The sequence below is a fragment of the Lentzea sp. NPDC051208 genome, from assembly GCF_040682435.1.
Taxonomy (GTDB): Bacteria; Actinomycetota; Actinomycetes; order Mycobacteriales; family Pseudonocardiaceae; genus Lentzea; species Lentzea kristufekii.
This window is the reverse complement of the sequence record NZ_JBFBAW010000014.1, coordinates 211,859-235,526: the sequence shown is the minus strand read 5'-3', so window position 1 is coordinate 235,526 and position 23,668 is coordinate 211,859. Positions and strand designations below refer to the sequence as shown.

Below are 23,668 nucleotides of genomic sequence, written 5' to 3'. Positions count from 1 at the left end.
GTGCAACCCGCAACGCGTGCTACACGTCTAGTACGGGTGTAGGAGCCACTCGGAGGCGACGATGTTGATCACCGTGACATTAGTCACATTGGCCGGTTTGGCGTTCTTGGTGCGAACCGTAGCGGTGCTCCAGGCCGTTTCCTCAAGCAAGAAGGCCAACGATTACCCTGCGCCACAAGCGTCTGCCAATTGAGATACTCGTTCGGAGTACGTCTTACGGCAGAACGTTGCCTTACCGTACGATCCTTTCGGGTCGTATGACTGATCAGTCACCCGAAGGGGACCTCACAGGGGTAGGTGCGCCATGGACCACGCACTGAACAAGGTCATCGAGCTGCGCGAGAGTGGCTTTCAGTTCCTCCACCTGAGGGACGACGCCGGGCAGCTCGACCGCATCATGGCGTTCAAGCAGCGCAGAGGCTTCATCGACTCGATCCTGTTCTGGTCGGAGACAGAGGCGCGCGCGGGACGACTTCCCGCGGTCCGCGACTCGGCTCGCCCGGCACAGGCCGTGTGGATCTACGAGGGCCCGCTGATCGAGGCCGTGGACAGGCTGCTGGACCTGCCTGAACCCGGCGCGCGCAACGCTCCTTCTCTGATGAAGGCGACGGCATCGGACCTGGCCGTCGTGACGACGCTGCCGTTCAAGCTGAAGCTGCCGCCGGGGGCCATCGCCTAGGCCGGCCCGTCAGCTCTCTTCCAGGTCGCCGCGCTTCACGGCGCTGATGAACGCTGCCCAATGGGGCGCGGTGACCTCAGAACTCGTCTGGTTCTTGGAGTCGCGCACGCGCGCGACTGCGCCGGTCAGAGCAATCTCGACGCAGTTGCCGTTTCCGCCGTTGTTGCTGCGGCTGCTCTTGCGCCACACAGCAGACACTTAAATCCCTACCTCTCGGCAGCCAACCTCTCGATCCACGCGGCGGACTCTTCGGGGGTCAACGCCAGCTTCGAGAGGTGCTTGAAGGCAAGGGTAGTGGTCTTCACCCGGTTCTGGTCTTCGATGTGCATCGAGCCTCCAGCGTGCTCGACATAGAGGACTTTGGGGTCTCCGGCGTACGGAAACTCCAGCAGGGTGAAGGGACCGTTGTGTCCGTCGTGCAGTCCGGCTGTGTCCAATACGACCTGGATGGTGACGTTCGGTAGCAGGGCGACCTGGTTGATGTGCAGCAACTGCTCGCGGTCGGCATGCCGTAGCGCGGACTCAGCGATGATCGCGTGGTAGCGCACGGGGTTGCTGCCGAACAGGCGCTCCTGCCGCCGCACACGAACAGCGATCTGGTTGTCGACCCACTTCTTGGACCTCTGGGTACGAGCACCCGCGAACACCGCGCGCATGTATCCCCTGGACTGGACCATGCCTGGGAGATAGCTCGATTGAAACTCTCTGATCGCTGACGCATCGTGCTCCAAGCTGATGTAGCCCTGGTCTTCGAGGCGGTACTGCTTCCACCACCCCTTCTCCTTGGCGAGCTGCCACATCTCGATGTATGGCGCCTCCTCGACCCCGATCACGCCATAGAGATCGAGCATCGCGCGGAATGCGTGGATGTCCGGCACCTGGCCGTTCTCAATGCGACTGATCTTGGGCACGTTGTAGTGCAGCCGTTCGGCGACCTGCTGCTGGCTCATGCCCGCACGCTCGCGCAGCAACTGCAGCGCCTCCCCGAGACGCTGCTGCCGGAACGTGGGTTCAGCCACGGCCCGAACGTTACGGGCAAGATCCGGAATTTGAGATTCTCACTCGCCGGGTGCGGTGAGGAACGTCCTGGTCATGGACCACTTCCACCGCATCGAGTACCACCGCCGCCTTCCCGACGGCGCAATGGTGCTCGAGCACACCGAAGAGGTCGTCGACCACGGTTGGTACATAAGAAAAGGCGACGACTGGCGGCGCCGGTACACGCTGGAGTGCGCGTGCGACTTCATGTCCAGGGCCGGAACGAAACCGGGGCTGTACGCGATATCCGTGTGGCGCGGCGCGGATCGGGTTTGCACGACCACTGTGCGCTGGCGCCCCCTAAAGGATGAAGAACTTCCCTCGCCTGAGTTACGCAGCTTGATGTAGAGGGTCCGAACACGACACGTTCGCGCCTATGAACCTCAGGAAGACCGTCGCGGGGGCCGCTGTTGCCCTCGGCAGCGCTACCGTCATGCTCGGCCTGGGTGGTATCGCCAACGCGGACACCGGGTCCGCCGCCGTTCACACCACGCCCGACCTCGGTGGTCAGCTGGGCGACATCGCCACCGTCGGCGACCTCGCGTCCGTGGACACCGCCGATGCGGCCGGCAAGATCCAGGCGCTCAACGCGCAGGACCTCGACGCCGCCGCGCTGGTCGAGAACGTCGACGCCGGTGCCAGCGGTCTGCCGGCCGCCACGCTGCTCGGCCTGAGCGAGCCGACCGGTGTGCCGAACGGCGCCGCGTCCGTCGACATCTGATCTGACAGACCTTCCTGGCCGGGGCGGCGCCCGATTCCCTCCCCCTCGAATCGGGCGCCGTTCCACTTTTCCGGCGAGATCAGAGATCTCGGTGGCTGGAGCTACCGGCCTGCCGCATAGCCCTGCGCACCGCGTGGGTTCGCGCCGGCGCGCAGCAGTCCGTCGAAGGCATCCCTTGCCACGGCGGACATCCGGCCGAGGGTCCACTCGCCGGCGTCCACGACCTGGTGGCCACGCGATCGCAACGCATCCAGGACGTCCGCGCCGGCGCGGGACTCGATGACGAGTTCGCCCGGCGTCCAGGCCCGCGGGTAGAACGAGCTCGGGAACGCGTTCGAGTGCCACATCGGCGAGTCGATCGCCTCTTGCAGGTTCAGGCCCGCCTGGTGTGCCAGCCAGAAACCGAGCTGCCACTGGTCCTGCTGGTCGCCGCCGGGAGTGCCGAACGCGAGTGCCGGGCGGCCGTCGCGCAGCGCCATCGACGGCGACAGGGTGATCCGCGGACGCTTGCCGGGGGCGAGTGAGTTCGGCAGACCCTTGTCCAGCCAGAACATCTGGGCGCGGCTGCCCAGGCAGAAGCCGAGCGACGGGATCGTCGGCGACGACTGCAGCCAGCCGCCGGACGGCGTCGCGGAGACCATGTTGCCCCAGCGGTCCACGACGTCCACGTGCACGGTGTCGCCGCGCGTCACGCCGGAGCGTTCCACGGTCGGTTCGCCGATCGCGCCCGTCGGGTCGGCGAGCTGGGTCGCCGGCCCGCTGATGATGTGGTTGGGCAGCAACGGTTCCCGGCCGTCGGGTGAGCCGGGCCGGAGTTCGAACGACGCCGTGGACGAGATCAGCGCACGCCGTTCCGAGGCGTACGAGCGCGACAGCAGCGTCTCCAGCGGCACGTCCGGAACGTCGCCGTACCAGGCCTCGCGGTCGGCGAACGCCAGCTTCGCGGCCTCGACGGCGAGGTGCACGGTCTCGGCCGTGGGCTTGCCGTCCACATAGGACAGGTCGTAGCCCTCCAGCAACCGGAGCTGTTGCGCCAGCACGGGGCCCTGCGTCCACGCGCCGGCCTTCACCAGCGACCACTCGCCGAAGTCCGCGACGATCGCGTCCTCGTAGGAGGCCTCCCACGACGCCATGTCGGCACCGGTCAGCACGCCCGCGTGGTCACGGCCGGAGTCGTCGCGGAACTCCGAACGGCAGAACTCGTCGATCTGCGCGGCGACGAACCCCTGCGACCACGCCCGGCGCGCGGCTTCGATCTGCGCCTCGCGATCGGCACCGGCGGCCTCGGCGGCGGCCAGCAGCCACTCCCAGGTGTCGGCGAGCTTGGGGTTGCGGAACCGGCCGCCGGGAGCCGGCGCGACGCCGTCGGGCATCCACTGCGCGGCGGACGTCGGCCAGTGGTCGCGGAAGAGGTCCGAGACCATCCCGATCGTGTGGGCGGCGCGTTCGACGAGGGGGAAGCCGTCACGGGCGTAGCCGATCGCCCGGTCGAGCACCTCACGCAGAGTCTTGGTGCCGTGGTCGCGCAGAAGCGTGAGCCATCCGTCCCACGCGCCCGGAACGGTCGCGGCCAGCAGTCCGCTGCCGGGGATCAGCGACAGCCCCAGATCGGTGTAGTGCTCGATCGACGCCCCGGCCGGCGCCACGCCCTGCCCGCAGAGCACCTGAGGGGCCGCGCCGGCGGCCGAGAAGATGATCGGCACCTCGCCGCCGGGGCCGTTGAGGTGCGGTTCCACGACCTGCAGGACGAATCCCGCGGTCACGGCGGCGTCGAAGGCGTTGCCGCCGTCCTCGAGCACCGCCATGGCCGACGCGGAGGCCAGCCAGTGGGTCGATGCGACCATGCCGAAGGTGCCGACGAGTTCTGGGCGCGTGGTGAACACCCCATAAAGGTACGCGAGGCTAACTAAATTGCGTGACTCCAAGTGACCTACGCCCCAGGCCCGAACGGAGCAGACCCTGATACCCGTACGACTTTGGTCGTAGCGGACCGTGACAGATCTCCTACCAGAGGTCTACCGACGCGGACGATGTTTCGAACACCGTCGAACGGCACAGTTCTACACATGGGAATTCTGGGAATCGCGACGATCTTCATCGGCCTCGCGCTCGTGGCAGCGGTGCCGTTGGTGGCCCTGCTCCACTGGACCGACCGTTGAGTTCCAGGTAACGAGCGTTAACCTCCTCGCGAGCAGTTCGCTTCGAGGAGGATGAAGGCATGGAGATCTCGGGTACCGCGGCCATCGTCACCGGTGGCGCGTCCGGCCTCGGCGGCGCGACGGCACGTGCGCTGGCGGCGCGTGGAGCGCAGGTGTTCGCTCTCGACCTGCCCAGCGCCATCGCGAACGCCGACGCGATCGAGAACGTCACCTACCTGGCCGCCGACGTGACCTCGGGCGAAGAGGTCCAGGCCGCCGTCGACACGGCGGCAGGCTCCGGCGCCCCGCTGCGCATCACGGTGAACTGCGCGGGCATCGGCCCGTCGTCCCGCACCGTCGGCAAGACCGGCCCGCACGACCTCGACCTCTACCGCAAGATCATCGAGGTCAACCTGATCGGCACGTTCAACGTCCTGCGCCTGGCCGCCGCGGCCATGGGCAAGACCGAGGAGCTCGAGCACGGCGCACGCGGCGTCATCATCAACACCGCGTCGATCGCCGCGTTCGACGGCCAGATCGGCCAGGTCGCCTACGCCTCGTCCAAGGGCGGCGTCGTCGGCATGACCCTCCCGGCCGCCCGCGACCTGAGCAACGTCGGCATCCGCGTGCTGACCATCGCACCCGGCATCGTCGACACCCCGATGCTCGCCACGGTCTCCGACGAGTTCCGCGCGGGCCTCGCCGCCGGCATCCCGTTCCCGAAGCGCCTGGCCCAGCCGTCGGAGTACGCGCAGCTCGCGCTCTCGATCATCGAGCACGACTACCTGAACGCAGAGGTCATCCGCATGGACGGCGCTCTGCGCATGGCTCCTCGCTAGAGGTCTCCGGCAAACGGCAGGCGGGTCATCGCGTCCGAGGTCATCCACTCGCGCAGGCGGTGGGTGGCCCGGACGTCGTCCTCGTTGTACCAGAGCAACCGCTGTCGCTGATCGACGTCGAGCTCGTCGTCGTTCATCCCCACCGCGGACCGGTACCAGCGCATCGAGTTCTCGCCGCCGGCCTCGGGATCACGCCACGAGAACCCGGCGGCCGGGGCGATGACCTTCAGGCCCTTGCCGTGCGCGCACAGGAACTGCTCGCGCACGATGCCGAACAGGTCCACCCACGAGTCGGACCCGATGAACTCCTTGATCTGCGCGACCGTCGGGATCCCCGGCATGCCCGCGAACCGTTCCGCCGACGCGAGCAGCCAGCGGTTCTCCGCCAGCTCGTTGTAGCAGTAGGCGCGGAACGACAGCCCGCGCGCCTTGGCCCGCAACCGGATACCGGTCAGCCAGGTCCAGAACTCGGCGAACGAACGCGCCTCGTCGTCGCACGGCAGCGCGTCCCACGTCACGAACGCGCGGTAGCCCTGCTCCTCGTCGATGTCCTTTCCGGACAGCAGGCAGCCCCACATGTACGCACCGAGATCGCCGAAGCTCTCCATGTCGACATCGACCTCGACGTCCGCGCGCGGCACGTTCATCTCGGGCACCCGGCGCACCAGCGTCAGGTCGCGCAGCCACGCCCGCGCCAGCACCACGGCGTCGCCGAACGGCATGCCGACGAGCTGGACCGGGCCTTCCGCCGACGGGTCGAGCTCGGCCAGCTTGTCCACAGTGGACAGCCCGATCTTGCGCAGCGCCACGGCGTCCTCGCCGCGCACGACGAGGCTGACGTCCCTGCCCTGCTTCAGGTCGCGGTCGCACGTCGGCCACCACGGGCACGTCTTGCAGTCGACGATCCGCGACGGGCGGGCCAGCGGGTCCTTCTCGTTCGCGGCCGCCAGCGCCACGGCCAGCCGGTCGCTGAAGCGGGCGTCGTACTCGGCCAGCGCGTTGCGGCCGCCGGGCCACGTCGGCGCCTCGAGGTCGTGCCACAGCACGACGTCGGCGTCCATGCCGATCACGCCACCGGTGGCTCGCCCGTTGCGGGCATAGCCGGCGGCCTGCAGCTGCCGTTGCGCGTGAGCCAGCCGCAGCTGGTCACGGGGCTGGGGACGGACCTTGCGGTGCGGGTCCGTGCGGCTGCCGTCGGGCAACGGCATCGTCAACGGGCTCGTGCGCGCGCCCTGGCCGGGATCGGTGATCTTGTGCCGGACCACCAGCACCGGCACGTAGCCGGTGGAGTCCTTGACCAGCAGGTCGATTCCGCCTCGGCGGCCACCGCGCTGGTCACGGGGCAGCGCGGCACCCCAGATGTACTGCGCGCCCATCTCCATCGCGGCGAGCGTCACGCGTTCGCGGTCCGCGCTGCGCACGTCGGGTCCGCTCGGCACCTCGAAGAGGTTCGAGCCCACGATCCGGCCGAGCGCGTCCGCCACCGCGCGACGGTGGTTCGCCGCGTCCGCTTTCCGTTGTTCCGAAGCCGGATCCGGCGCCGCCTTGGGGGCGTCGGGCATTTCCGGATCGTTTTCGAGGTGCACCCGCCGCCGACAACGAGTGACCACGCCGGCGTCTAGCTGCACCTGGGAAGTCACAGGATGCAGGGTATGTCGCGCGTCGGGGAGATGTGTCGGCAACCTGGGCAGTAAGTTTCACGTGACGGAGGAGGTGTACCCGAATGGCGCGCAAAGCGAAGGCCGGCTTCACGCCCGGCCGAGCCAAGAACCTGGTCGGTGTCGCGAAGGTGGTGGCGCCCGCGCTCATTCCGGTGCTGGCTCCGGTGATCGCCCGCGGAGCTGGGGTTTTGAGCGAGCAGTACGACCGGTACCGGGCGCGCAGGCTCGGCATCGACGTCGCGGACATCGGCAGGTACTCCGGATACGGCGCCCGGTTGCACGCGCGGATTGTCGGCTTTTCGGAGTCGCTGGAGACGTTGCGGGCGACGGATTCCGATTGGGTGTCGAAGACCGAGGCCCGGCTGACGCAGTTGCTCGCCGCCGTCCGCGCGTCCGAACGCATGCCGACGGCCCGGCGCAAAGCAGCGCACCGGGCCGTCGGGACTGATCTGGAGATGCTGGAGCAGGAGTTGCTCAGGCGCCTGAACGTGCGCTAGCAAGATCAACAGGCCGGGGTCACACCCCCACCCTCCCGGGGGACCGGCCCCGCTCCAGTTTATCGGGGTACGGGCTGGTCGAGCTGCCGTTCAGCGATCTGTGGATAACCGTCGGCGATTTCTTCCATCACCTCGGCCGTCCGCTCCTCACGCCTGATCATCGGGTCGGAGCGCAGGTCCTTGGCCAGCGAGACGCACAGCCCGACCATGACGACCATGAACGGCAGCGCCGCGATGATCGTCAGGTTCTGCAGCCCTGTCAGCGCGTTCGACCCGCCGACCAGCAGCATGACCGCGGCGACGGCACCGGTCAGCACACCCCAGAAGATCACCACCGGCTTCTTGGGCCGGATGGTGCCCTCCTGCGAGAGCGTTCCCATCACGATGGACGCGGCGTCGGCGCCCGACACGAAGAAGATCGCCACCAGCACCATGACGATCACCCCGGCGACTCCCGCGAGCGGGAACTGGTCGAGCAGCGAGAAGAGCTGCGACTCGGGCGACGCCTGACCGGCGAGATCCACTCCGTTGCGCTGCTCGAAGATCGCCGTGCCACCCAGGATCGCGAACCACACCAGCGACACCGCGGACGGCACCATGATCACGCCGGCCACGAACTGCTTGATCGTGCGGCCGCGCGAGATCCGCGCGATGAACATGCCGACGAACGGCGTCCACGAGATCCACCACGCCCAGTAGAAGATCGTCCACCCGGACATCCACGTCTGGGTCGCGTCGCCACCGGAGGCGGCGGTCCGGCCGGCCATGTTCGCGAGCTCGCGGAAGTAGTCGCCCAGCGCGGTCGGCACCAGGTTCAGGATGAAGACCGTCGGGCCGACCACGAACAGGAACAGCGCCAGCACGACGGCCAGCACCATGTTGATGTTCGACAGCCACTGGATGCCCTTCGCGACACCCGAGACGGCGGACGCGACGAAGGCGACGGTCAGGATCGCGATGATCGCGACCAGCACGCCCTTGCCGACGCCACCGGCCCACCCGGCGGCCTCCAGCCCGCTCCCGATCTGCAGGGCACCGAGACCGAGCGAGGCGGCCGAGCCGAACAGGGTCGCGAAGATGGCCATCACGTCGATGGCGCGGCCCCAGCCCGACGAGGCACGACGGCCCAGCAGTGGCGTGAACGCGGAGCTGATCAGCGAGGACCTGCCGCGGCGGAAGCTGCTGTACGCGATGGCGATGCCGACGATCGCGTAGATCGCCCACGGGTGCAGCGTCCAGTGGAACAGCGTGGTGGCCATCGCGGTTTCGAGGGGATCACCCTCGGTGCCGGGCGGCGGCTTCACGAAGTGGGTCAGCGGCTCGTTGACGCCGTAGAACATGAGGCCGATGCCCATGCCGGCGCTGAACATCATCGCGACCCAGGACACGGTCCTGAACTCGGGTTTCTCGTCGTCCTGGCCGAGCGGGATCTTCCCGTACCGGCTGAACGCGAGCCACAGGGCGAAGACCACGAACCCGGAGGCCGAGATCACGAAAGCCCATCCCAGGTTCTGGATGATCCAGCCGAGCGCGGCCTTCGAGGCGGCGGCCAACGAGTCTGTTCCTACGATTCCCCAGGTCACGAACGCAAGCGTGAGACCTGCGGCAACGCCGAACACAACCCGGTCGGTACGGCCCGGCCTGTCGCATTGAACGGTCATGCGGCCCTTGGTACCCGGTCGTAGACCTGGCCAAACTCCTCCGATTACCCTCAAACCCGTGAGCACACGGACGAGTGAGTTGCGCACCCTTCGTGGTGCCGCACTCGCGCTGACGTCCGCCGCGCTCACGATCACCGCCCACGGGCTGGGCGGCGGCGAGATCTCCGAGTTCATCCACGCGCTGCCCCTGGTGGCGCTGATCGCGCTCGCGGCGGCGTCACTGGCCGACAAGCGCACCGGGAAGCTGTCGGTCATCGCCGGCCTCGGCACGGCCCAGCTCGCGCAGCACCTGCTGCTGACCTGGGTCAACCACGAGCACAACAACACGCTCACCGGTCAGATGTTCGTGGCGCACCTCGTCGCCGCGACGCTGACCGGCATCCTGCTGTTCCACGCCGAGAACGCCCTGTTCAGGCTGATCGCCGCCGTCACCCGCCTGATCCCCCGCAGGCTCACGCCGCTTCCGGTCACCACGCCGGCGCGGACGTTCACCAGCACGCCGTACGTCCAGAACGCACGCCACCTGGAACTGTCGCGTGTGAACGGGCGGCGCGGCCCGCCCTGTGACTCCTGATCATCCGCATCCCTCTGCAGATCCCTTTGGCATCAGGAGCCACAACTTCATGTCGACAAATCGATTCGGCGTGCGCACGCTCGCCGTCCTCGCCGTTGCCGGAATCGCCGTCCTCGGCACCCCGACCATCGCGTCGGCGCACGTCAGCGCCCAGCCCGCGGAGTTCACCCAGGGCGGCCGCGCGACGTTCGCGTTCCGCGTCCCGAACGAGCGCGACAACGCCGGCACCACCAAGATCGAGGTGACGCTGCCGAAGGACACACCGCTCACGTCGGTGCGCACCAGGCCGCTGACCGGATGGAAGGCCGAGGTCGTCAAGGGCAAGCTCGACAAGCCCGTGACGATCGCCGGCAAGGAGGTCACCGAGGCGTTCACCTCGATCACCTGGACCGCCGAGCCCGGCACGAAGATCGGGGTCAACGAGTACCAGGAGTTCTACGTCGCCCTCGGCACCCTCCCGGAGAAGGACACCCTGCTCCTGCCGACCAAGCAGACCTACGAGAACGGCGAGGTCGTGGACTGGAGCCAGGCTCCCGGTGCCGACGGCAAGGAGCCGGAGCACCCGGCGCCCGCGCTGAAGCTCGCCCCGAAGAAGGCCGGCGACGACGGCCACGGTGGTCACGGCACGACTCCGGCCGCCAGCGGCACCGACACGCACGAGGCGTCCGCTGCCGGTTCCGACCAGACCGCCCGCTACCTCGGTGGCGCCGGTCTGGCCGTCGGTGCGCTCGGCCTGGGCTTCGGTGTCGGCGCGATCCTGCGTTCGAGGCGCAAGGCATGAAGCGCGCTTTGATCGCGTTCCTGTTCGCTGGTGCGGCCGTGCTCGTCACGGCCGCCCCCGCGGCGGCGCACAACGCACTGATCGGCAGCGACCCGAAGGACAAGTCCTCGCTGGAGGTCGGTCCCTCGACGGTCACGCTGACGTTCGACCAGGACGTGCAGGGCGGCCAGGGCATCAACACGATCTCGGTGGTCGACTCGAACGGCGGCCACTACGAGGCCGCGGGCGACCCGACGATCAAGGACACAACGGTCTCCGCGAAGGTCGACGCCCTGGGCAAGGCCGGCGAGTACAAGATCGGCTACCGCATCCTGTCCGCCGACGGGCACCCCGTCTCCGGTGAGCTGACGTTCACGCTCACCAAGGACGGCACGGGCACGCCCCGCGCGATCGACGCCAACAACCTGATGGACACGCAGCCGTCCGACGGCCTGCCCATCTGGGTCTGGATCGCCGGCGCCGTGGTCCTGCTCGGCGGTGGCGTGTTCTTCGCCCTGCGAGGCGGAGGCACGAAGGCATGAGCGACGTCCGGACCGCCGCCCCCACGCACTACCGCGTGCTCGCCGGACTCGTGTTCGGCGCACTCGGAGGCATCGCGCTCGGCCTCGTGCTGGCACCACCCGTGGTGGTCGCCGGGGTCGTCGACGCCGGGGCTGCGGTCCGGTACGGCCTGCCGGTCACACGGGTGCTGCTCGACGTCTCGGCGACGATCGTCGTCGGGCTGTCGATCCTGCCGAAGCTGCTCGGCTTCGACCGGCCCACGCACACCGAACCCGTCATGCGCATCGCCCGGCCGGTCGCGGTCGTCGCCGCCGCCGTCTGGGTGGTCACCGCGCTGGTCGCGATCGTCCTGCAGGCCGCAGAGCTGCGGCCGGGCAGTGACGTCAGCGTCGGCAACGCGATCGACTACATCGCGACCGTCGGCGCCGGCAAGGGCCTGCTGTTCAGCGCGGCCTGCGCGTTCGTCTACCTGGTCGTCGGCGTGATGGCGGTCCGCAGCGGCGAGTCCGTGCCCGCTGAGCTGCGGATCCTCATCTCGATGTTCGGGCTGCTGCCGATCCCGGTGACCGGGCACGCCTCCAACTGGAAGTACCACGACTACTCGATGGTCTCCATGGAGCTGCACGTGCTGGGCGCCGCGGCGTGGACCGGCGGGCTCGGCGCGCTGATCGCGCTGGTCGCCTACCGCAAGGGGCTGCTGGCGATCGCGCTGCCGAAGTTCTCGAAGGTCGCGACCGTCAGCCTGGTCGTCGTCGCGGTCACGGGCCTGTTCAACGGGTTGCTGGAGCTGATCCTCAACCCGGTCGTGCCGTTCCCGCAGTCGCTGTTCACCACCGGTTACGGGCTGCTGTTCGTGGGCAAGGCCGTCTGCGCCGTGCTGATCGCGGTGCTCGGCGCCCACGTCCGGTGGCGGCTGCTGCCGAAGATCTCCCAGCACAAGGTCACCGCGATCGTGCAGTGGGCGATCCTGGAAGTCACGATCATGGGCGTCGCCTTCGGGCTCGCCGTCGTGCTGAGCCGCGCGCCGGTCAGCTGAAGCCCGTCGCGACCCTGACCAGGTCGGCGAGTGCGCGTGACCGGCTGTGCGGAGGCCACGCGATCACCGTCGTGACCCGAGGCGCGTCGACGACCGGAATCGCGACCAGCCCTTCGGCCAGCCCTGTGCGGACGGCTTCCGGCAGGACCGCGACAGCTCTGCCGAGCTCGATCAGCTGGAACAGCTGGGTCAGGTTGCGCACCTCGGCCCCGGAGCCGTCCGGGTAGGTGCCGTCCCGGCGGGGCCAGCGCGCGAGGTCCGGCAGGTCGCTGACGTCAGCCGCGCGCAGCTGGGACCTGGCGGCCAGCGGATGTGCGGCCTGCACGACCGCGACCTGGCCCTCGGTGTTCAGGACCTCCACGTCGAGGCCTGTCGTCGGGTCGTACGGCTCGTGCAGCAACGCCACGTCGGCCCGTCCGTCGAGCAGCGGGACGTGGGTGTTCGACTCGCACAGCAGGACGTCGACGGGCACGGCGCCGGGCTCGCCGGCGTACGCGTCGAGCAGCTTCGCCAGCACCTCACCGGAACTGCCGGCCTTGGCGGCCACGACGAGCGACGGCCGGTCGGCGGCAGCGGCACGCGTTCGCCGTTCGGCCGCCGCCACCGCCCCGAGGATCGCCCTGCCCTCCGCGAGCAGCACCTCGCCGGCGCCGGTGAGCGAGACCTTGCGGCTGGTGCGGATCAGCAACGCGACGCCGAGCCGGTGTTCGAGCTGGGCGATCGCCCGGGAGAGCGGTGGCTGGGCGATGCCGAGGCGTTCGGCGGCGCGGCCGAAGTTCAGTTCCTCGGCGACCGCGACGAAGTACCGGAGCTCTCGTGTCTCCACCCCGCCACGGTATCCATACCGGCCGGGTATCGCTGCGGCACCGAAGTGATGTTGGTCCTGACGGCGTTCCAGACGACGATCAAGTGCATGAGCGAACAGACGATTGCGCTGGTCACGGGCGCGAACAAGGGCATCGGGTACGAGATCGCGGCAGGCCTCGGCGCGCTGGGCATCAGCGTCGGAGTCGGGTCGCGCAACCGCGAACGCGGCGAGGAAGCGGCGGCGAAACTGCGTGCGAACGGCGTCGATGCGTTCGCTGTGCCGTTGGACGTTACCGACGACGAGAGCGTGGCTTCCGCCGTGGCACTGCTCGACGAGCGGTTTGGCCGTCTCGACGTGCTGGTGAACAACGCGGGGATCGCGGGGCCGTGGCCCATGGCGCCCTCGGTCGCGACGGCTGCGAGCCTGAGGGAGGTGCTGGAGACCAACGTGATCGGCGTCGTCAGGGTCACCAACGCGATGCTGCCGCTGCTGGGACGGTCGGCGCGGCCGCGCATCGTCAACCAGTCGAGCCATCTCTCGTCGCTGACCCTGCAGACCACGCCGGGCGTGGAGCTGGGTGACGTCAACGGGGTCTACACGCCGTCGAAGACGTTCCTGAACGCCATCACCGTCCAGTACGCCAAGGAACTCACCGGCATCAAGATCAACGGTGCCTGTCCCGGCTACGTCGCCACCGAGTTCAACGGTTTCCAGGGACACGAGACGCCGGAGGACGGCGCGAGGATCGCGATCAGGCTGGCCACGCTGCCCGACGACGGTCCGACCGGCGGTCTGTTCGACCACGCCGGGACCGTGCCCTGGTGAGAACGGGTCGAATGTTCAACGTGAAACATCCACTACTTCGGCTGGACTCGACGAGTGGTCCGATCGGAGCGACGAGCTGCACACGAACGGACTAGTCGGTGATCAGTCGGGCAGAAGATTCTTCTCGCATCCGCGCCAGCCGGTTCATCGTCCGCTGACCGCGGCGGTCCAGCTCACGGCTGTCGATCCAGCCGTTGGCGTAGTAGCGGTAGTCCTGGGCCAGCGCCACGAGTTCGGCGAGGTAGTCGGCGGATCGCCGCCGGCGCTCCTCGTCGAAGCCCGCCAGCAGTGGTAGCTGGGTGTCCACCACCTCGTCGAGCAACTGCGCGGACCGCAGCGCTCTCTTGGAACGCCACCTCCGAGTAAGGCTCACGCGCCGCACCTCGTCCTTCGCCCCGACCTGCCGCACCTTAGGCGTGGATTTCTCGCCCGTCGATGCTGCATTCGTGTGCGAAGGTCCTGGCGTTACCGGTTCGTGTCCCACACCATTCAAAAGTGGTGCTATAGGGCCCAAACGAGATGAGATCAGGCGGCCGACTCGGCTCCGGTGAACCGGGCGACGCGGTCCGCGAGCTCGCGGGCCTCGGGGTTGTTGCGGCGCTTGTCGGCTTCCTGGCGAAGCGGCTCCATGCGCTGCTTGGTGCGGACCGACTTGAGGCTCTCCGACAGGTCGACGGCCTGGCGGCCGATCTTGGCGCCGTGGTCGATGTCGCCCTCGAGCAGGTGGTTGATCGCCATCGAGGTCAGGTTGAACGAACGGCTGCGCGCGTACTCGTCGCCGAAGTTGTTGATCGCCTTGGACAGCGCGGGGATCGCGGTCCTCGTGTACTTGGGGTCCACCGTCTGAGCGAGCTCCGTGTGCACCGTGCCGATCATGGACGAGAGGTCGATCTCGTTGAAGAACCGGGCCCACGCGGGCGCTTCGGCGATGTTCGAACGGGAGAACTCGTCACGGGCGCGGCCGAGCAGCTTGAGCGCCTGCTCGTCGGAACCCATCTTCGCGTAGGCCCAGGCCTCGTTGGCGCACAGGATGCCCACGGCCAGTTCGGAACCGGAGTTCTGCGCGGCCAGCTGGCCCAGCTGGAACACCTTCAGCGCGTCGTCGGGGGCGTTCTGGTGCAAGTAGACGCGACCCATGCGGTACAGGATGTTCGCCATCAGCGCCTCGTTCTCGCCCTGCTTGGCGAGGTCGAGAGCCTGACCGAAGTGGTTGCGGGCGGAATCCATCAGACCCGTGTCGAACGACGTCCAGCCGGCGAGGTTGTGCAGGTCCGCCAGTGCGACGAAGAGTCGCTGGCGGACGATGTCCGTGGAGCTGGCACCGAGCATCTGCTGTCCCCAGGACAGCTGGGCGACCACCGCGTCGCGGCAGGAACCGCCGCCGTACTGGTAGTCCAGGGCACGCAGAGCCCGCGTCGCCGCTTCGACCTGGCGCACATCGGTCATGCCGATGCGTCCCGGAGCCGGAGTCTGTGTGGGGTGTGAAACCCACGACCCGGAGTCCGCTCCGAACACGGCCGCGCCCACTGTCACGGCGGCGGCGTGCGCGAGGAACTTCCGACGCTTCACCGACTCGTCCTCCTCAGGATGGGGTGAGTCCGCGGTCGCGGCCACCCGTACTGCCGTTGTCTCGTCATAGGCGAGACCCATGTATCCACGTGGGACACCCAAGCCGACGGCGATCCTCGTCAGGACGTCGTACGCCATCACCTGGCGTCCCTTGAGGATCTCCGAGACCTCGGACTGCGATTGCCCGGTGAGCGCCGCGATCTGGCGCTGGGACACGCCGTGCCTTCGGAGCAGCCGGTAGACCGAGCTGATCTCTCGTCGGGCAAGTGCGTCCCGCATCTCCTGGTGGTCCCACACCTCGGTGGGGATCGGAGAGCCCTGGGAACTCATGGTGTTCATCGCGCACCCTCACAGTCCGTTGGGCGTCATCGGCAGACTAGGGGCAGGTCCCCGAGCCCGAGAAGTCCTCTTCGGCGGAGCTGATCGGCTCTACCGAACACCGCTTACCGCTCACCGTAAGAGTTCCACCGGTCAGCGCTGTGACGTCCCGTTCCGGCATGAATCATCGCAATCTGGACTCCGGTAAGCGAGTGAGCACGGAGAGGAACGACCTAATAGTGGACAGCTCCTCCTCAGGCTCCACCTCCATTGTGGAGACGGGTGACACCGACTCCACATGGCGCGGCATGACCGGGCAACGTCGGACGTGGCAGATCAGCTGCGGCGACGTGGTCGACCGGGACCGCCAGCTCACCGTGAAGGTCGTTCAGGGCCAAGTGGTCCTGGTAGGCCCTCCCGGGGAGACGGCAGTCTTGTCCCACGACCAGCTCGTACAGCTCAGGGCTGCGCTACGCGAAGCCGCCGACCAGGCGGAAAGGTGACGGTGACGTTTCGATGGACGCGATCCTCGGACAGGTTCTTCGCAACGCTGTGTGGGAACGCCTCGACCTGCTCACAGAGCTGGCGAGCCGCGCTGACGCCCCGTCCCTCCTGTCGGTGGCTCGATCCGAGCTCCCTCGGCTGACCGAGGGATGGCGTGCTCTGCTGGCAGCGCACGAGCCGGACGAGAAGGGCAACTGCCCTGAATGTTCCGGCCGTTGGCGCCAGCAGAAGTCACCTTGCTCGGTGTGGCGCGCCGCGTACGAACACCTGGTCGCGGGCGGACTCGCCCCGCGCCCGGCTCGCCATCTGCGCGAGGCCCCGGTGACTCCTCCTGTCACCCGGTCCCGCCGCGCGGTGGCTCGAGCCCACTAACGGGCGTTTGCGACTGACCTGGCGTCCCCCCGACACGACCAGGTCTGCAAACCGCCTACTGACCGGTGGCCCGCGATGTGCGAACCCCCGACCGCGACATCGCGGGCCCCGGTCAGCTTGACAACTCCACAGATTCCCGCGGGCCGGTGACGTGCACCTTCCCTCCCCGACCGTCGCCGGTCCGCGGTCACCAACCACGGCCCTTGCCTGCACCTCCCGCGCAGGTGAGGGCCGTTTTCGCTACTGGGCGAGCTTCTGCTCGGCCGCCCGCGCGGCCAGGATCGGCAGGAACGACTCGATCTTCGCGTGATCGTGGATCTCGTCGTACGAGTCCCGCACAGCACTCCGCACAGCCTGTTCGTCGTACTCGTCGCCCACGCGGCGCCGCACTTCGGCAACCGCCTGGCGCAGCTGGTCCTCGGTTTCGGCGTGCAGGCCGTGCGGGTCGCGGACGAGATGGCCGTCGATCATGCGCGTCATGGTTGCCTCCCAGGGTTTTCACCTGGGATGCCCGCGTTCAGCGGTGCGTACCCGTCTTCCACGCCAGGTACGAGGTCAGGCCGGGGAACAGCCGGCCGGAGATCTCGAACGCCTTGAGCTGCCAGGGGAACAGGTGCTCGGCGCGTTCCTTCTCCACGGCGTCCACGATCGCCTTCGCGCACTGCTGCGGCGTGACGGTCGGGATCATCCGGGCGATCGCCGGGATCCGTTCCTCGGCTCCGGGGTTGTTGTTGAAGTACTCGCTGGAGACCTTGCCGGGCACCACTTCGCTGACGCCGACACCGGTTCCCCGCAGGTCGAGGCGCAACGACGCGGTCAGCCCGCGCAACGCCCACCGCGACGACTGGTAGCCCGCGCAGCCGGGGATCGGCAGCCGCGACACCGGCGAGTTCACGTTGACGATCCAGCCGGACCCACGCGACCGCATGGCGCCCAGGTACTCCCTGGTCAGCAACAACGCCGCCATGTAAGGCACAGCGGTCATCGCGACCAGCTCGTCGGACGACGTGTCGTCGAGGAACAGCCAGCGCCCGACACCCGCGTTGTTGACCAGCACGTCCGGGGCCGGCACGTCCTCGGCGAGTGCGCGGATCTGCTCGGCGTCCGCGAGATCCGCCTGATGAGCTGTCGCCGAGCCGCCGAACTCCTTGATCCGTTCGACCTGCAGATCGAGCAGTTCGGCGCTGCGGGCCACAAGGTGGACGTGTGCGCCGTGGGCCGCGAACCGGAACGCGGCCTCGGCGCCGATTCCCTGGGACGCTCCCGTGACCAGAACCTTCTTGCCCTCGACCTGCATCAGACCACCGATCGCACTCGACTCATCAACACCGCGGCCAGCGTCGTCGCCAGCGCGGAGACCGCGAACAGACCGCGGTAACCACCCAGGTTGGCCAGGATCAACGCTGTCAGCAAGGGGGCGATGACCTGCGGCAACGCGTTGGCCACGTTGAGCACGCCCAGGTCCTTGGCCCGATCGGTCGCGGTCGGCAGCACCTGCGTGAGCAGCGCGATCGCGACGGCCCAGTACGTGCCGAAGCCGACGCCGAGCAGCGGGGAGGCGATCAGGACGGCGGTCCAGGTCGGCCAGATGACCAGGATCAACGCCGCCAGCGCCATCACGGCCGAGGCACCGTACACATACGGCTTGCGACGCCCGGAACGATCACTCCGTGCGCCGAACAGCACCGCTCCTGCGGCGAGCGCCACCCCGTAGAGCGCCATGAGCACCAGCAACCCGTCCTCGGGTGACTCGTGGTGGACCACGTCGCCGAGGAAGTAGAGGAGGTAGAGCGTCCCGAACGCGTTGCCGAGGTTGATCATCAGGTGACCGCCCCACGCCCACGCGAAGTCGGGGTTCTGCCTGGGCGAGATCCAGAACGTCGGCGTGACCGGCTTCACGACGAGCTGCGTGTCCGGCGTGCGCAGGACGAAGAAGACGGCGCCGACCAGCACGATGACCGCGCACGCCAGGTAGCCCGCGGTCAGTCCGCTGACCAGCAGGGTCACCACGACCGCGCCCAGCACCGTGCCGAGCATCTGGCTGATCCCGATCAGCCCACCGACCTGGGCGCGTTGCTCGATGGGCACCCGGTCCGGCACGGCCGAGGTCAGCGCGGCGAGCATGCCGCCGATACCGGCCTGCACGAGGCACCAGCCGATGGTCATCACGACGACGGACGGCGCGTTGGCCAGCACGGCGAGCCCGAGAGCACCGATGACGGCGCCGGCCAGCGTCCACGGGTGGCGACGGCCGAACCGCGAGGTCGTGCGGTCGGACAGGAACCCGATCAACGGCACGACGAGCAACGACACCAGGCCGCCGAACCCGGTGACGATGCCGAACACCAGCTCCTTGCCGGCCTTGTCCAGCATCTCGGCCTGTTGCGGCAACAGGACCTGGATCGGCGCGTAGACCGCCAGCCACAACCCGAGGTTCGCGCAGAACAGCCAGGCCATCCAGCCGCGGCGAACCCGCACCACCGGCTCAGCGAGGGCTTCACTCACCGCTGATCACCTTTCTGTACCAGTGGAACGAGTCGCGCGGCGTGCGGGTCTGCGTCTCGTAGTCGACCTGGACCAGGCCGAAGCGCTGCGAGTACCCGGCCTCCCACTCGAAGTTGTCGAGCAGCGACCACACGAAGTACCCGGCGACGTCCGCTGCCTGCGCGGCCTTGAGGTGTCCGTCCAGATAGGAGATCCGCTCGGCGTCGTTGATCTCGTCGGGGAAGCTGCAACCGCTTTCCGTGACGTAGACCGGCGGCAGGCCCGGATGCCGCTCGCGCAACGCGCCGATCATCTCGGTCAGCCCGGCCGGCACGATCGGCCAGCCGAACGCGGTGCGCTCGTACTCGTCGATCTCCACCAGTTCGAACGGCAGCGGGTTGCCCTCCGACGGCGCCTTGAGCCGCGTCGGGTTGTAGTAGTTCACGCCGTAGAAGTCGAGCGGCTGGTGGATCGTGGCCAGGTCACCATCGGCGATAGGCAGAAGCTCGGCGACTGCGTCCGGATATCGGCCCGACAGCATGGGGTCCGCGTAGATCCAGTTGTGAATCTCGCTGTAGGCCTCGGCGGCTGCTGCGTCATTCGGCCCATCCGGCCACGCGGGGGTGTGGTTGTTCGCCGTGCCGACGGCCTGCGCGTTGTACGAACGGAGCACTTCGACCGCACGGCCGTGAGCGAGGTTCAGGTGGTGGGCGGTCGGCAACGCGTCGAAGAGCAGCGTCTTGCCGGGAGCGTGCTCACCGATCGCATAGCCCTGCAACATCACCATCGCGGGTTCGTTGATCGGGATCCACATCTTCACGCGGTCGGCGAGCCGGTCCGCGACGAGCGCCGTGTAGTCGGCGAACCGGTCGGCGATGTCCCGGTTCAGCCAGGCGCCCTCGGCTTCCAGTTCCAGCGGGGTGTCCCAGTGGTACAACGTCACCACGGGGGCGATACCGACGTCGACGAGCGCGTCGACCAGACGGTCGTAGAAGTCGAGTCCCTCGGCGTTGGCAGGTCCTTTGCCGGACGGCTGGATGCGCGGCCACGCGATCGAGAACCGATACGCGTTCACGCCGAGCTGCGTCATGAGCGCAACGTCCTCGCGCCACCGGTGGTAGTGGTCGCACGCAACGGAAGCGTTCTGGTTCTCGTGTACAGGAGAGAACTCGTCCCACACGGAGGGGCCCCGGCCGCCAGCGTTGAACGCTCCCTCGATCTGGAACGCGGACGTCGACACTCCCCAAAGGAAGTCGCTCATCGATCCTCCAAATGTGAAACTTGTTCGGATCGTAGGCGTGTTGACAGGTTCAGGGAAGTGAAAGAGCCGTGCAACAGGCAAGATGTGAAGTACCCGAACTACTGGGAGTCGCCGTGACGAGCACCACCCCGCTTCGCCGCCAGCCCGTTCAGCAGCGCAGCGCCAAAAGAGTCGAGCGCATGCTCGAAGCCTGCGCCACCCTGATCGACGAGGTGGGCTACGACGGCGTCACCACGACGTTGATCGCGGAGAGAGCGGGCGTCGCAGTCGGTTCGCTCTACCAGTTCTTCCCCGACAAAAGGGCCGTCGTGCAGGCACTGACGCTGCGCAACGTCGACAAGTTCTCCCTCGGCATCACCGAACGGCTCGAGCAGGCGACACTCGAGCACTGGTGGGACGCCGTGGACACGGTGTTCGACGTCTACGTGACGATGCACCGCGAGATCCCCGCGTTCGGGAAGCTGCACTTCGGTGACGTCGTGGACATGCGCCTGCTCGACGACCGCCGCGACAACAACGCCGTCATCTCCGACAAGATCTCGGAGCTGATCTCGGGCAAGTTCGGCATCCCGATGGCCGAGGTCGGGCTGCCGATCGCGATCGCCGTCGAAGCCGCCGACGCCGTGATGAAGATGGCGTTCCGCAAGAACCCGACGGGCGACCAGGCGATCCTGACCGAGGCCAGGGCCCTGGTCAGGGGCTACCTGTCGTCACGCCTGCCGGTCTAACCGAAGTTCCGGCGCTCGCCGCGGTACGTGGGCACGGTGCGCTCGATGCGGTCACCGTGCACCAGGTGCACCTCGTCGAACCGCTCGAACAGCTCGCCGGCCTTGGCGTGCCGCATCCAGACGCGGTCGCCGATCCGCAGCTGCTCCGCCGCCTTGCCGGTGACCGGCGTCTGCACCTCGCCCGCGCCTTCGAGCCCGAGCGTCTTCAGCCCGGCCGGCAGGTACGGCGACGGCTGGCGGTCGGGCGTCGGCGTGCCGGACGCGATGTAGCCGCCGGCGAACAGCGTGGCCACCCGCTTGGTCGGCTTGCGCACCACGGACAACGCGAACAGCGCCGCCGGTTCCGGCTTGAAGGCCTGGTAGCCGTCGAACAGCGTCGGTCCGAAGAGCCCGGACCCCGCCGCGAGCTCGGTGACCGACGGGTCGGACCCGGTGAGCTCCAGGCTCCCGGTGCCGCCGCCGTTGACGAACTCCAGGTCGGCGACCTGGCGGACCGCGCCGACCACGGCCGTGCGGCGCCGGATCAGCTCAGGCCCGGACTTGCTCTGGATGAGCCGGATCCCGATCGCGCGGAGCGGCTGACCGGGCGGGTTGTCCCCCAGGCCGGCGATCTGTCCCTCGTAGGCCATGACGCCGACCAGCGTGAAGCCCTGCCGCTGCACGATCTTGGCGGCGAGCGCCTTGGCCTGCTGCGGCGTGTGGATCGACGAACGGCGCGGTCCGATGTGCACACCGGGCAACGGCCGCCACGAGACGTCGAGCTCCAGGCAGACGCGGATGTCGGCGTGCGGACCGATCGCCGCGTCCACGAAGTCGAGGTGCTCGGTCGAGTCGACCATGATCGTGACGCGCTGCCGTGCGGTCTCGTTGGCCGCGAGCTTCTGCAGCGACGCGCGGTCGGCGGTCGGGTAGGCGACGAGCAAGTCCTCGCTGACGTTCTGCTCCGACAACCACAACGCCTCGGCGAGCGAGTAGCACATGACGCCGGCGTAACCGGGCCGTTCGAGCGCCCGGCTCACCAGTTCGCGCACCCGGATCGACTTGCTCGCGACCCGGATCGGATGACCGGCAGCGCGGCGGGCGAGGTCCGCCGCGTTGTGGTCGAAGGCGTCCAGGTCGACGATCGCGAACGGAGGATCCAGGTCCTTCGTCGCGGCATCGAGTCGAGTTCTGCGCATGCACTGACCGTACGTCCTGAACCCTTGAAACGTGAAGAGCTTTCACTTACGTTACTCGCAGGTCACACTCTCTCGTGGAGGTTCGCGTGTGGACGAACTGGGCTAGAACGGCTTCGTGCACGCCTGCGCGCGTCGTCCACCCGTCCAGCACTGACGAGATCGCCGCAGCCGTCCTCTCCGGCGGCCGCGTCCGGGCGCGAGGCAGCGGCCACTCGTTCAACGACATCGCCGTGGCCCCGGAAACCGCACTCGACCTGGACCGGTGGACCGGGATCGTACGCGCGGACGCGGAAACCGGACTGGTGACCGTCCGCTCCGGCACTCCCCTGCGCGTCTTCAACGCGGACCTGCACCGCCTGGGCCTGGCGATGCCGAACCTGGGCGACATCGACGCCCAGACCGTCGCCGGCGCGGTCTCCACCTCGACCCACGGCACCGGCGGAAAACTGGGTGTCCTCGCCACCGCCATCGAAGCGCTGGAACTGGTCCTCGCCGACGGCTCCGTCGTCACCTGCTCCCGGACCGAACGCCCGGACCTCTTCAACGCCGCCCGCGTGGGCCTGGGCGCACTCGGCGTCATCAGCACCCTGACCCTGCGCTGCGTCCCGTCCTTCGTGCTGCAGGCCCAGGAGGCCCCCGGCCGGCTCGACGCCGTGCTGGAGCAGTTCGACGACCTCTGCGCCGTCGAGGACCACGTCGAGTTCCACTGGTTCACCCACTCCGACCGCGTGATCCTCAAGCGCAACAACAGGATCACCGAGCCGGCGCGGCCGCTCTCGAAGCTCCGCCAGGCCTGGGAGTACGAGGTCATGGAGAACGCCGCGTTCGGCGCGGTCACCAAGGTCGCCAAGACCTTCCCCCGCTACACCAAGCGCCTCAACGAACTCTGCGGCTCGCTGATCTCCGAGCGGTCCTATTCGGACTACTCGCACAACGTCTTCGTGACGCCCCGGCGCGTGAGGTTCGTGGAGACCGAGTTCTCGATCCCCCGCGAGACCCTGATGGACGTGATCGGCGAACTCCGGACCGTGGCAGCCAAGCTGGGAGAGCGCGACCACCTGATCGTGCCGTGCGAGGTGCGCGTCGCCCAGGCCGACGACATCTGGCTGTCCACGGCGAACGGCCGCGACACCGCGTACATCTCGATGCACCAGGCACTCGGCATGCAGTACAAGGCTTTCTTCGACGCGTACGCGAGCATCGCGGCGTCGGTCGGCGGCCGCCCGCACTGGGGCAAGATGCACGACCTGACCGCGACGGAGCTCCGCCCGCTGTACCCGCACTTCGACGACTTCCTGCGGGTGCGCGACGAGGTCGATCCAGGCAGGACGTTCACGAACCCCTACCTGGACCGCGTGCTCGGCTAAGCACCTGACCGGAAGTCCTGTCCGCAACACCGCAACCAGCAGCGAGCCTTCTTCACGTTGCCGGACCGCACGCGGGGCGGGGGTTGGTGGGGGTGCTACCCCCGCGAGGCGCCCGGGGGGGCGGGTAC

General features: G+C 68.3%; 27 protein-coding genes. 14 read left to right on the top strand and 13 right to left on the bottom strand.

Annotated elements, in window-relative coordinates; genetic code table 11:
• The first annotated feature begins 304 nt into the window (after positions 1 to 304).
• Positions 305 to 679, top strand: a complete 375-nt coding sequence (locus AB0M48_RS31485) for a hypothetical protein (RefSeq protein WP_355298089.1) — start codon at positions 305 to 307, stop codon at positions 677 to 679.
• A 9-nt stretch (positions 680 to 688) separates the two neighbouring features.
• On the opposite strand, the gene AB0M48_RS31480 is transcribed toward AB0M48_RS31485, so the two are convergent.
• Positions 689 to 877 carry a DUF397 domain-containing protein gene (locus AB0M48_RS31480; protein ID WP_363848919.1) on the bottom strand — a complete coding sequence of 63 codons (189 nt, stop codon included), beginning with the start codon at positions 875 to 877 and terminating at the stop codon, positions 689 to 691.
• A gap of 8 nt (positions 878 to 885) precedes the next feature.
• Complete coding sequence (locus AB0M48_RS31475; RefSeq protein WP_363848917.1) at positions 886 to 1,698, bottom strand: helix-turn-helix transcriptional regulator; 813 nt, start codon at positions 1,696 to 1,698, stop codon at positions 886 to 888.
• Between the two features lie 73 nt (positions 1,699 to 1,771).
• On the opposite strand from AB0M48_RS31475, the gene AB0M48_RS31470 reads away from it, so the two are divergent.
• Both AB0M48_RS31470 and AB0M48_RS31465 read left to right on the top strand, forming a co-directional pair.
• Entirely contained in the window at positions 1,772 to 2,065 is a 294-nt protein-coding gene (locus AB0M48_RS31470; protein WP_363848916.1) for a hypothetical protein, read from the top strand.
• 28 nt (positions 2,066 to 2,093) lie between these two features.
• Positions 2,094 to 2,438 (top strand): hypothetical protein, encoded by a 345-nt coding sequence (locus tag AB0M48_RS31465; RefSeq protein WP_363848914.1) that lies wholly within the window; start codon positions 2,094 to 2,096, stop codon positions 2,436 to 2,438.
• Positions 2,439 to 2,539: 101 nt separating this feature from the next.
• On the opposite strand, the gene AB0M48_RS31460 is transcribed toward AB0M48_RS31465, so the two are convergent.
• Entirely contained in the window at positions 2,540 to 4,321 is a 1,782-nt protein-coding gene (locus AB0M48_RS31460) for a gamma-glutamyltransferase family protein (protein ID WP_363848912.1), read from the bottom strand.
• Positions 4,322 to 4,656: 335 nt separating this feature from the next.
• Between AB0M48_RS31460 and AB0M48_RS31455 the strand changes: the two genes are divergently transcribed.
• Positions 4,657 to 5,415 carry an SDR family NAD(P)-dependent oxidoreductase gene (locus AB0M48_RS31455; RefSeq protein WP_090006670.1) on the top strand — a complete coding sequence of 253 codons (759 nt, stop codon included), beginning with the start codon at positions 4,657 to 4,659 and terminating at the stop codon, positions 5,413 to 5,415.
• Here AB0M48_RS31455 and AB0M48_RS31450 read toward each other — a convergent pair.
• Positions 5,412 to 7,055 carry a TM0106 family RecB-like putative nuclease gene (locus tag AB0M48_RS31450; protein WP_363848910.1) on the bottom strand — a complete coding sequence of 548 codons (1,644 nt, stop codon included), beginning with the start codon at positions 7,053 to 7,055 and terminating at the stop codon, positions 5,412 to 5,414. The two genes, AB0M48_RS31455 and AB0M48_RS31450, sit on opposite strands and share 4 nt — an antisense overlap.
• A gap of 83 nt (positions 7,056 to 7,138) precedes the next feature.
• Here AB0M48_RS31450 and AB0M48_RS31445 point away from each other — a divergent pair, with 83 nt between their 5' ends.
• Entirely contained in the window at positions 7,139 to 7,573 is a 435-nt protein-coding gene (locus AB0M48_RS31445) for a DUF6474 family protein (RefSeq protein ID WP_363848909.1), read from the top strand.
• 59 nt (positions 7,574 to 7,632) lie between these two features.
• Here AB0M48_RS31445 and AB0M48_RS31440 read toward each other — a convergent pair whose 3' ends face one another.
• The gene (locus tag AB0M48_RS31440; protein WP_363848907.1) at positions 7,633 to 9,234 is read right to left on the bottom strand and encodes a BCCT family transporter; all 1,602 of its coding nucleotides are present in this window, start codon (positions 9,232 to 9,234) and stop codon (positions 7,633 to 7,635) included.
• Between the two features lie 58 nt (positions 9,235 to 9,292).
• On the opposite strand from AB0M48_RS31440, the gene AB0M48_RS31435 reads away from it, so the two are divergent.
• The 4 genes from AB0M48_RS31435 to AB0M48_RS31420 are packed head-to-tail and all read left to right on the top strand — an operon-like array spanning position 9,293 to position 12,126.
• On the top strand, positions 9,293 to 9,808 hold the full coding sequence (locus tag AB0M48_RS31435; RefSeq protein ID WP_363848906.1) for a hypothetical protein: 516 nt from the start codon (positions 9,293 to 9,295) through the stop codon (positions 9,806 to 9,808).
• Between the two features lie 49 nt (positions 9,809 to 9,857).
• Positions 9,858 to 10,589: a YcnI family protein gene (locus tag AB0M48_RS31430; protein WP_363848905.1), complete on the top strand. Its 732-nt coding sequence runs from the start codon at positions 9,858 to 9,860 to the stop codon at positions 10,587 to 10,589.
• Positions 10,586 to 11,110 carry a copper resistance CopC family protein gene (locus AB0M48_RS31425; RefSeq protein WP_363848904.1) on the top strand — a complete coding sequence of 175 codons (525 nt, stop codon included), beginning with the start codon at positions 10,586 to 10,588 and terminating at the stop codon, positions 11,108 to 11,110. Before AB0M48_RS31430 ends, AB0M48_RS31425 begins: the two co-directional genes overlap by 4 nt.
• A complete protein-coding gene (locus AB0M48_RS31420) occupies positions 11,107 to 12,126 on the top strand; it encodes a CopD family protein (RefSeq protein ID WP_363848902.1) in 1,020 nt (339 codons plus the stop codon). Before AB0M48_RS31425 ends, AB0M48_RS31420 begins: the two co-directional genes overlap by 4 nt.
• On the opposite strand, the gene AB0M48_RS31415 is transcribed toward AB0M48_RS31420, so the two are convergent.
• Positions 12,119 to 12,952, bottom strand: coding sequence for a LysR family transcriptional regulator (locus tag AB0M48_RS31415; protein WP_363848901.1), 834 nt, complete (start codon positions 12,950 to 12,952; stop codon positions 12,119 to 12,121). The genes AB0M48_RS31420 and AB0M48_RS31415 overlap by 8 nt on opposite strands.
• A gap of 87 nt (positions 12,953 to 13,039) precedes the next feature.
• On the opposite strand from AB0M48_RS31415, the gene AB0M48_RS31410 reads away from it, so the two are divergent.
• Complete coding sequence (locus tag AB0M48_RS31410) at positions 13,040 to 13,759, top strand: SDR family oxidoreductase (protein ID WP_363848899.1); 720 nt, start codon at positions 13,040 to 13,042, stop codon at positions 13,757 to 13,759.
• 91 nt (positions 13,760 to 13,850) lie between these two features.
• Here AB0M48_RS31410 and AB0M48_RS31405 read toward each other — a convergent pair whose 3' ends face one another.
• Complete coding sequence (locus AB0M48_RS31405) at positions 13,851 to 14,132, bottom strand: hypothetical protein (RefSeq protein WP_086664898.1); 282 nt, start codon at positions 14,130 to 14,132, stop codon at positions 13,851 to 13,853.
• A 152-nt stretch (positions 14,133 to 14,284) separates the two neighbouring features.
• On the bottom strand, positions 14,285 to 15,667 hold the full coding sequence (locus AB0M48_RS31400; RefSeq protein WP_266036404.1) for a helix-turn-helix domain-containing protein: 1,383 nt from the start codon (positions 15,665 to 15,667) through the stop codon (positions 14,285 to 14,287).
• Between the two features lie 191 nt (positions 15,668 to 15,858).
• Here AB0M48_RS31400 and AB0M48_RS31395 point away from each other — a divergent pair, with 191 nt between their 5' ends.
• On the top strand, positions 15,859 to 16,149 hold the full coding sequence (locus tag AB0M48_RS31395; protein ID WP_093595003.1) for a hypothetical protein: 291 nt from the start codon (positions 15,859 to 15,861) through the stop codon (positions 16,147 to 16,149).
• A 13-nt stretch (positions 16,150 to 16,162) separates the two neighbouring features.
• On the top strand, positions 16,163 to 16,522 hold the full coding sequence (locus AB0M48_RS31390) for a hypothetical protein (protein ID WP_030480258.1): 360 nt from the start codon (positions 16,163 to 16,165) through the stop codon (positions 16,520 to 16,522).
• Positions 16,523 to 16,762: 240 nt separating this feature from the next.
• Here AB0M48_RS31390 and AB0M48_RS31385 read toward each other — a convergent pair whose 3' ends face one another.
• From AB0M48_RS31385 to AB0M48_RS31370, 4 genes are read right to left on the bottom strand one after another with little or no spacing between them, the layout of a single operon-like run.
• A complete protein-coding gene (locus tag AB0M48_RS31385) occupies positions 16,763 to 17,002 on the bottom strand; it encodes a three-helix bundle dimerization domain-containing protein (protein ID WP_363848897.1) in 240 nt (79 codons plus the stop codon).
• A gap of 37 nt (positions 17,003 to 17,039) precedes the next feature.
• Positions 17,040 to 17,819, bottom strand: coding sequence for an SDR family oxidoreductase (locus tag AB0M48_RS31380; protein ID WP_363848896.1), 780 nt, complete (start codon positions 17,817 to 17,819; stop codon positions 17,040 to 17,042).
• Positions 17,819 to 18,979, bottom strand: a complete 1,161-nt coding sequence (locus AB0M48_RS31375) for an MFS transporter (RefSeq protein WP_363848981.1) — start codon at positions 18,977 to 18,979, stop codon at positions 17,819 to 17,821. Before AB0M48_RS31375 ends, AB0M48_RS31380 begins: the two co-directional genes overlap by 1 nt.
• Before the next feature lie 40 nt (positions 18,980 to 19,019).
• Complete coding sequence (locus AB0M48_RS31370) at positions 19,020 to 20,267, bottom strand: GH1 family beta-glucosidase (protein WP_363848895.1); 1,248 nt, start codon at positions 20,265 to 20,267, stop codon at positions 19,020 to 19,022.
• Between the two features lie 113 nt (positions 20,268 to 20,380).
• Between AB0M48_RS31370 and AB0M48_RS31365 the strand changes: the two genes are divergently transcribed.
• A complete protein-coding gene (locus AB0M48_RS31365; protein ID WP_363848893.1) occupies positions 20,381 to 20,995 on the top strand; it encodes a TetR/AcrR family transcriptional regulator in 615 nt (204 codons plus the stop codon).
• On the opposite strand, the gene AB0M48_RS31360 is transcribed toward AB0M48_RS31365, so the two are convergent.
• Positions 20,992 to 22,173, bottom strand: a complete 1,182-nt coding sequence (locus tag AB0M48_RS31360) for an amino acid deaminase/aldolase (RefSeq protein WP_363848891.1) — start codon at positions 22,171 to 22,173, stop codon at positions 20,992 to 20,994. The two genes, AB0M48_RS31365 and AB0M48_RS31360, sit on opposite strands and share 4 nt — an antisense overlap.
• A gap of 86 nt (positions 22,174 to 22,259) precedes the next feature.
• Here AB0M48_RS31360 and AB0M48_RS31355 point away from each other — a divergent pair, with 86 nt between their 5' ends.
• A complete protein-coding gene (locus tag AB0M48_RS31355; protein WP_363848889.1) occupies positions 22,260 to 23,540 on the top strand; it encodes a D-arabinono-1,4-lactone oxidase in 1,281 nt (426 codons plus the stop codon).
• Positions 23,541 to 23,668 lie beyond the last annotated feature (128 nt).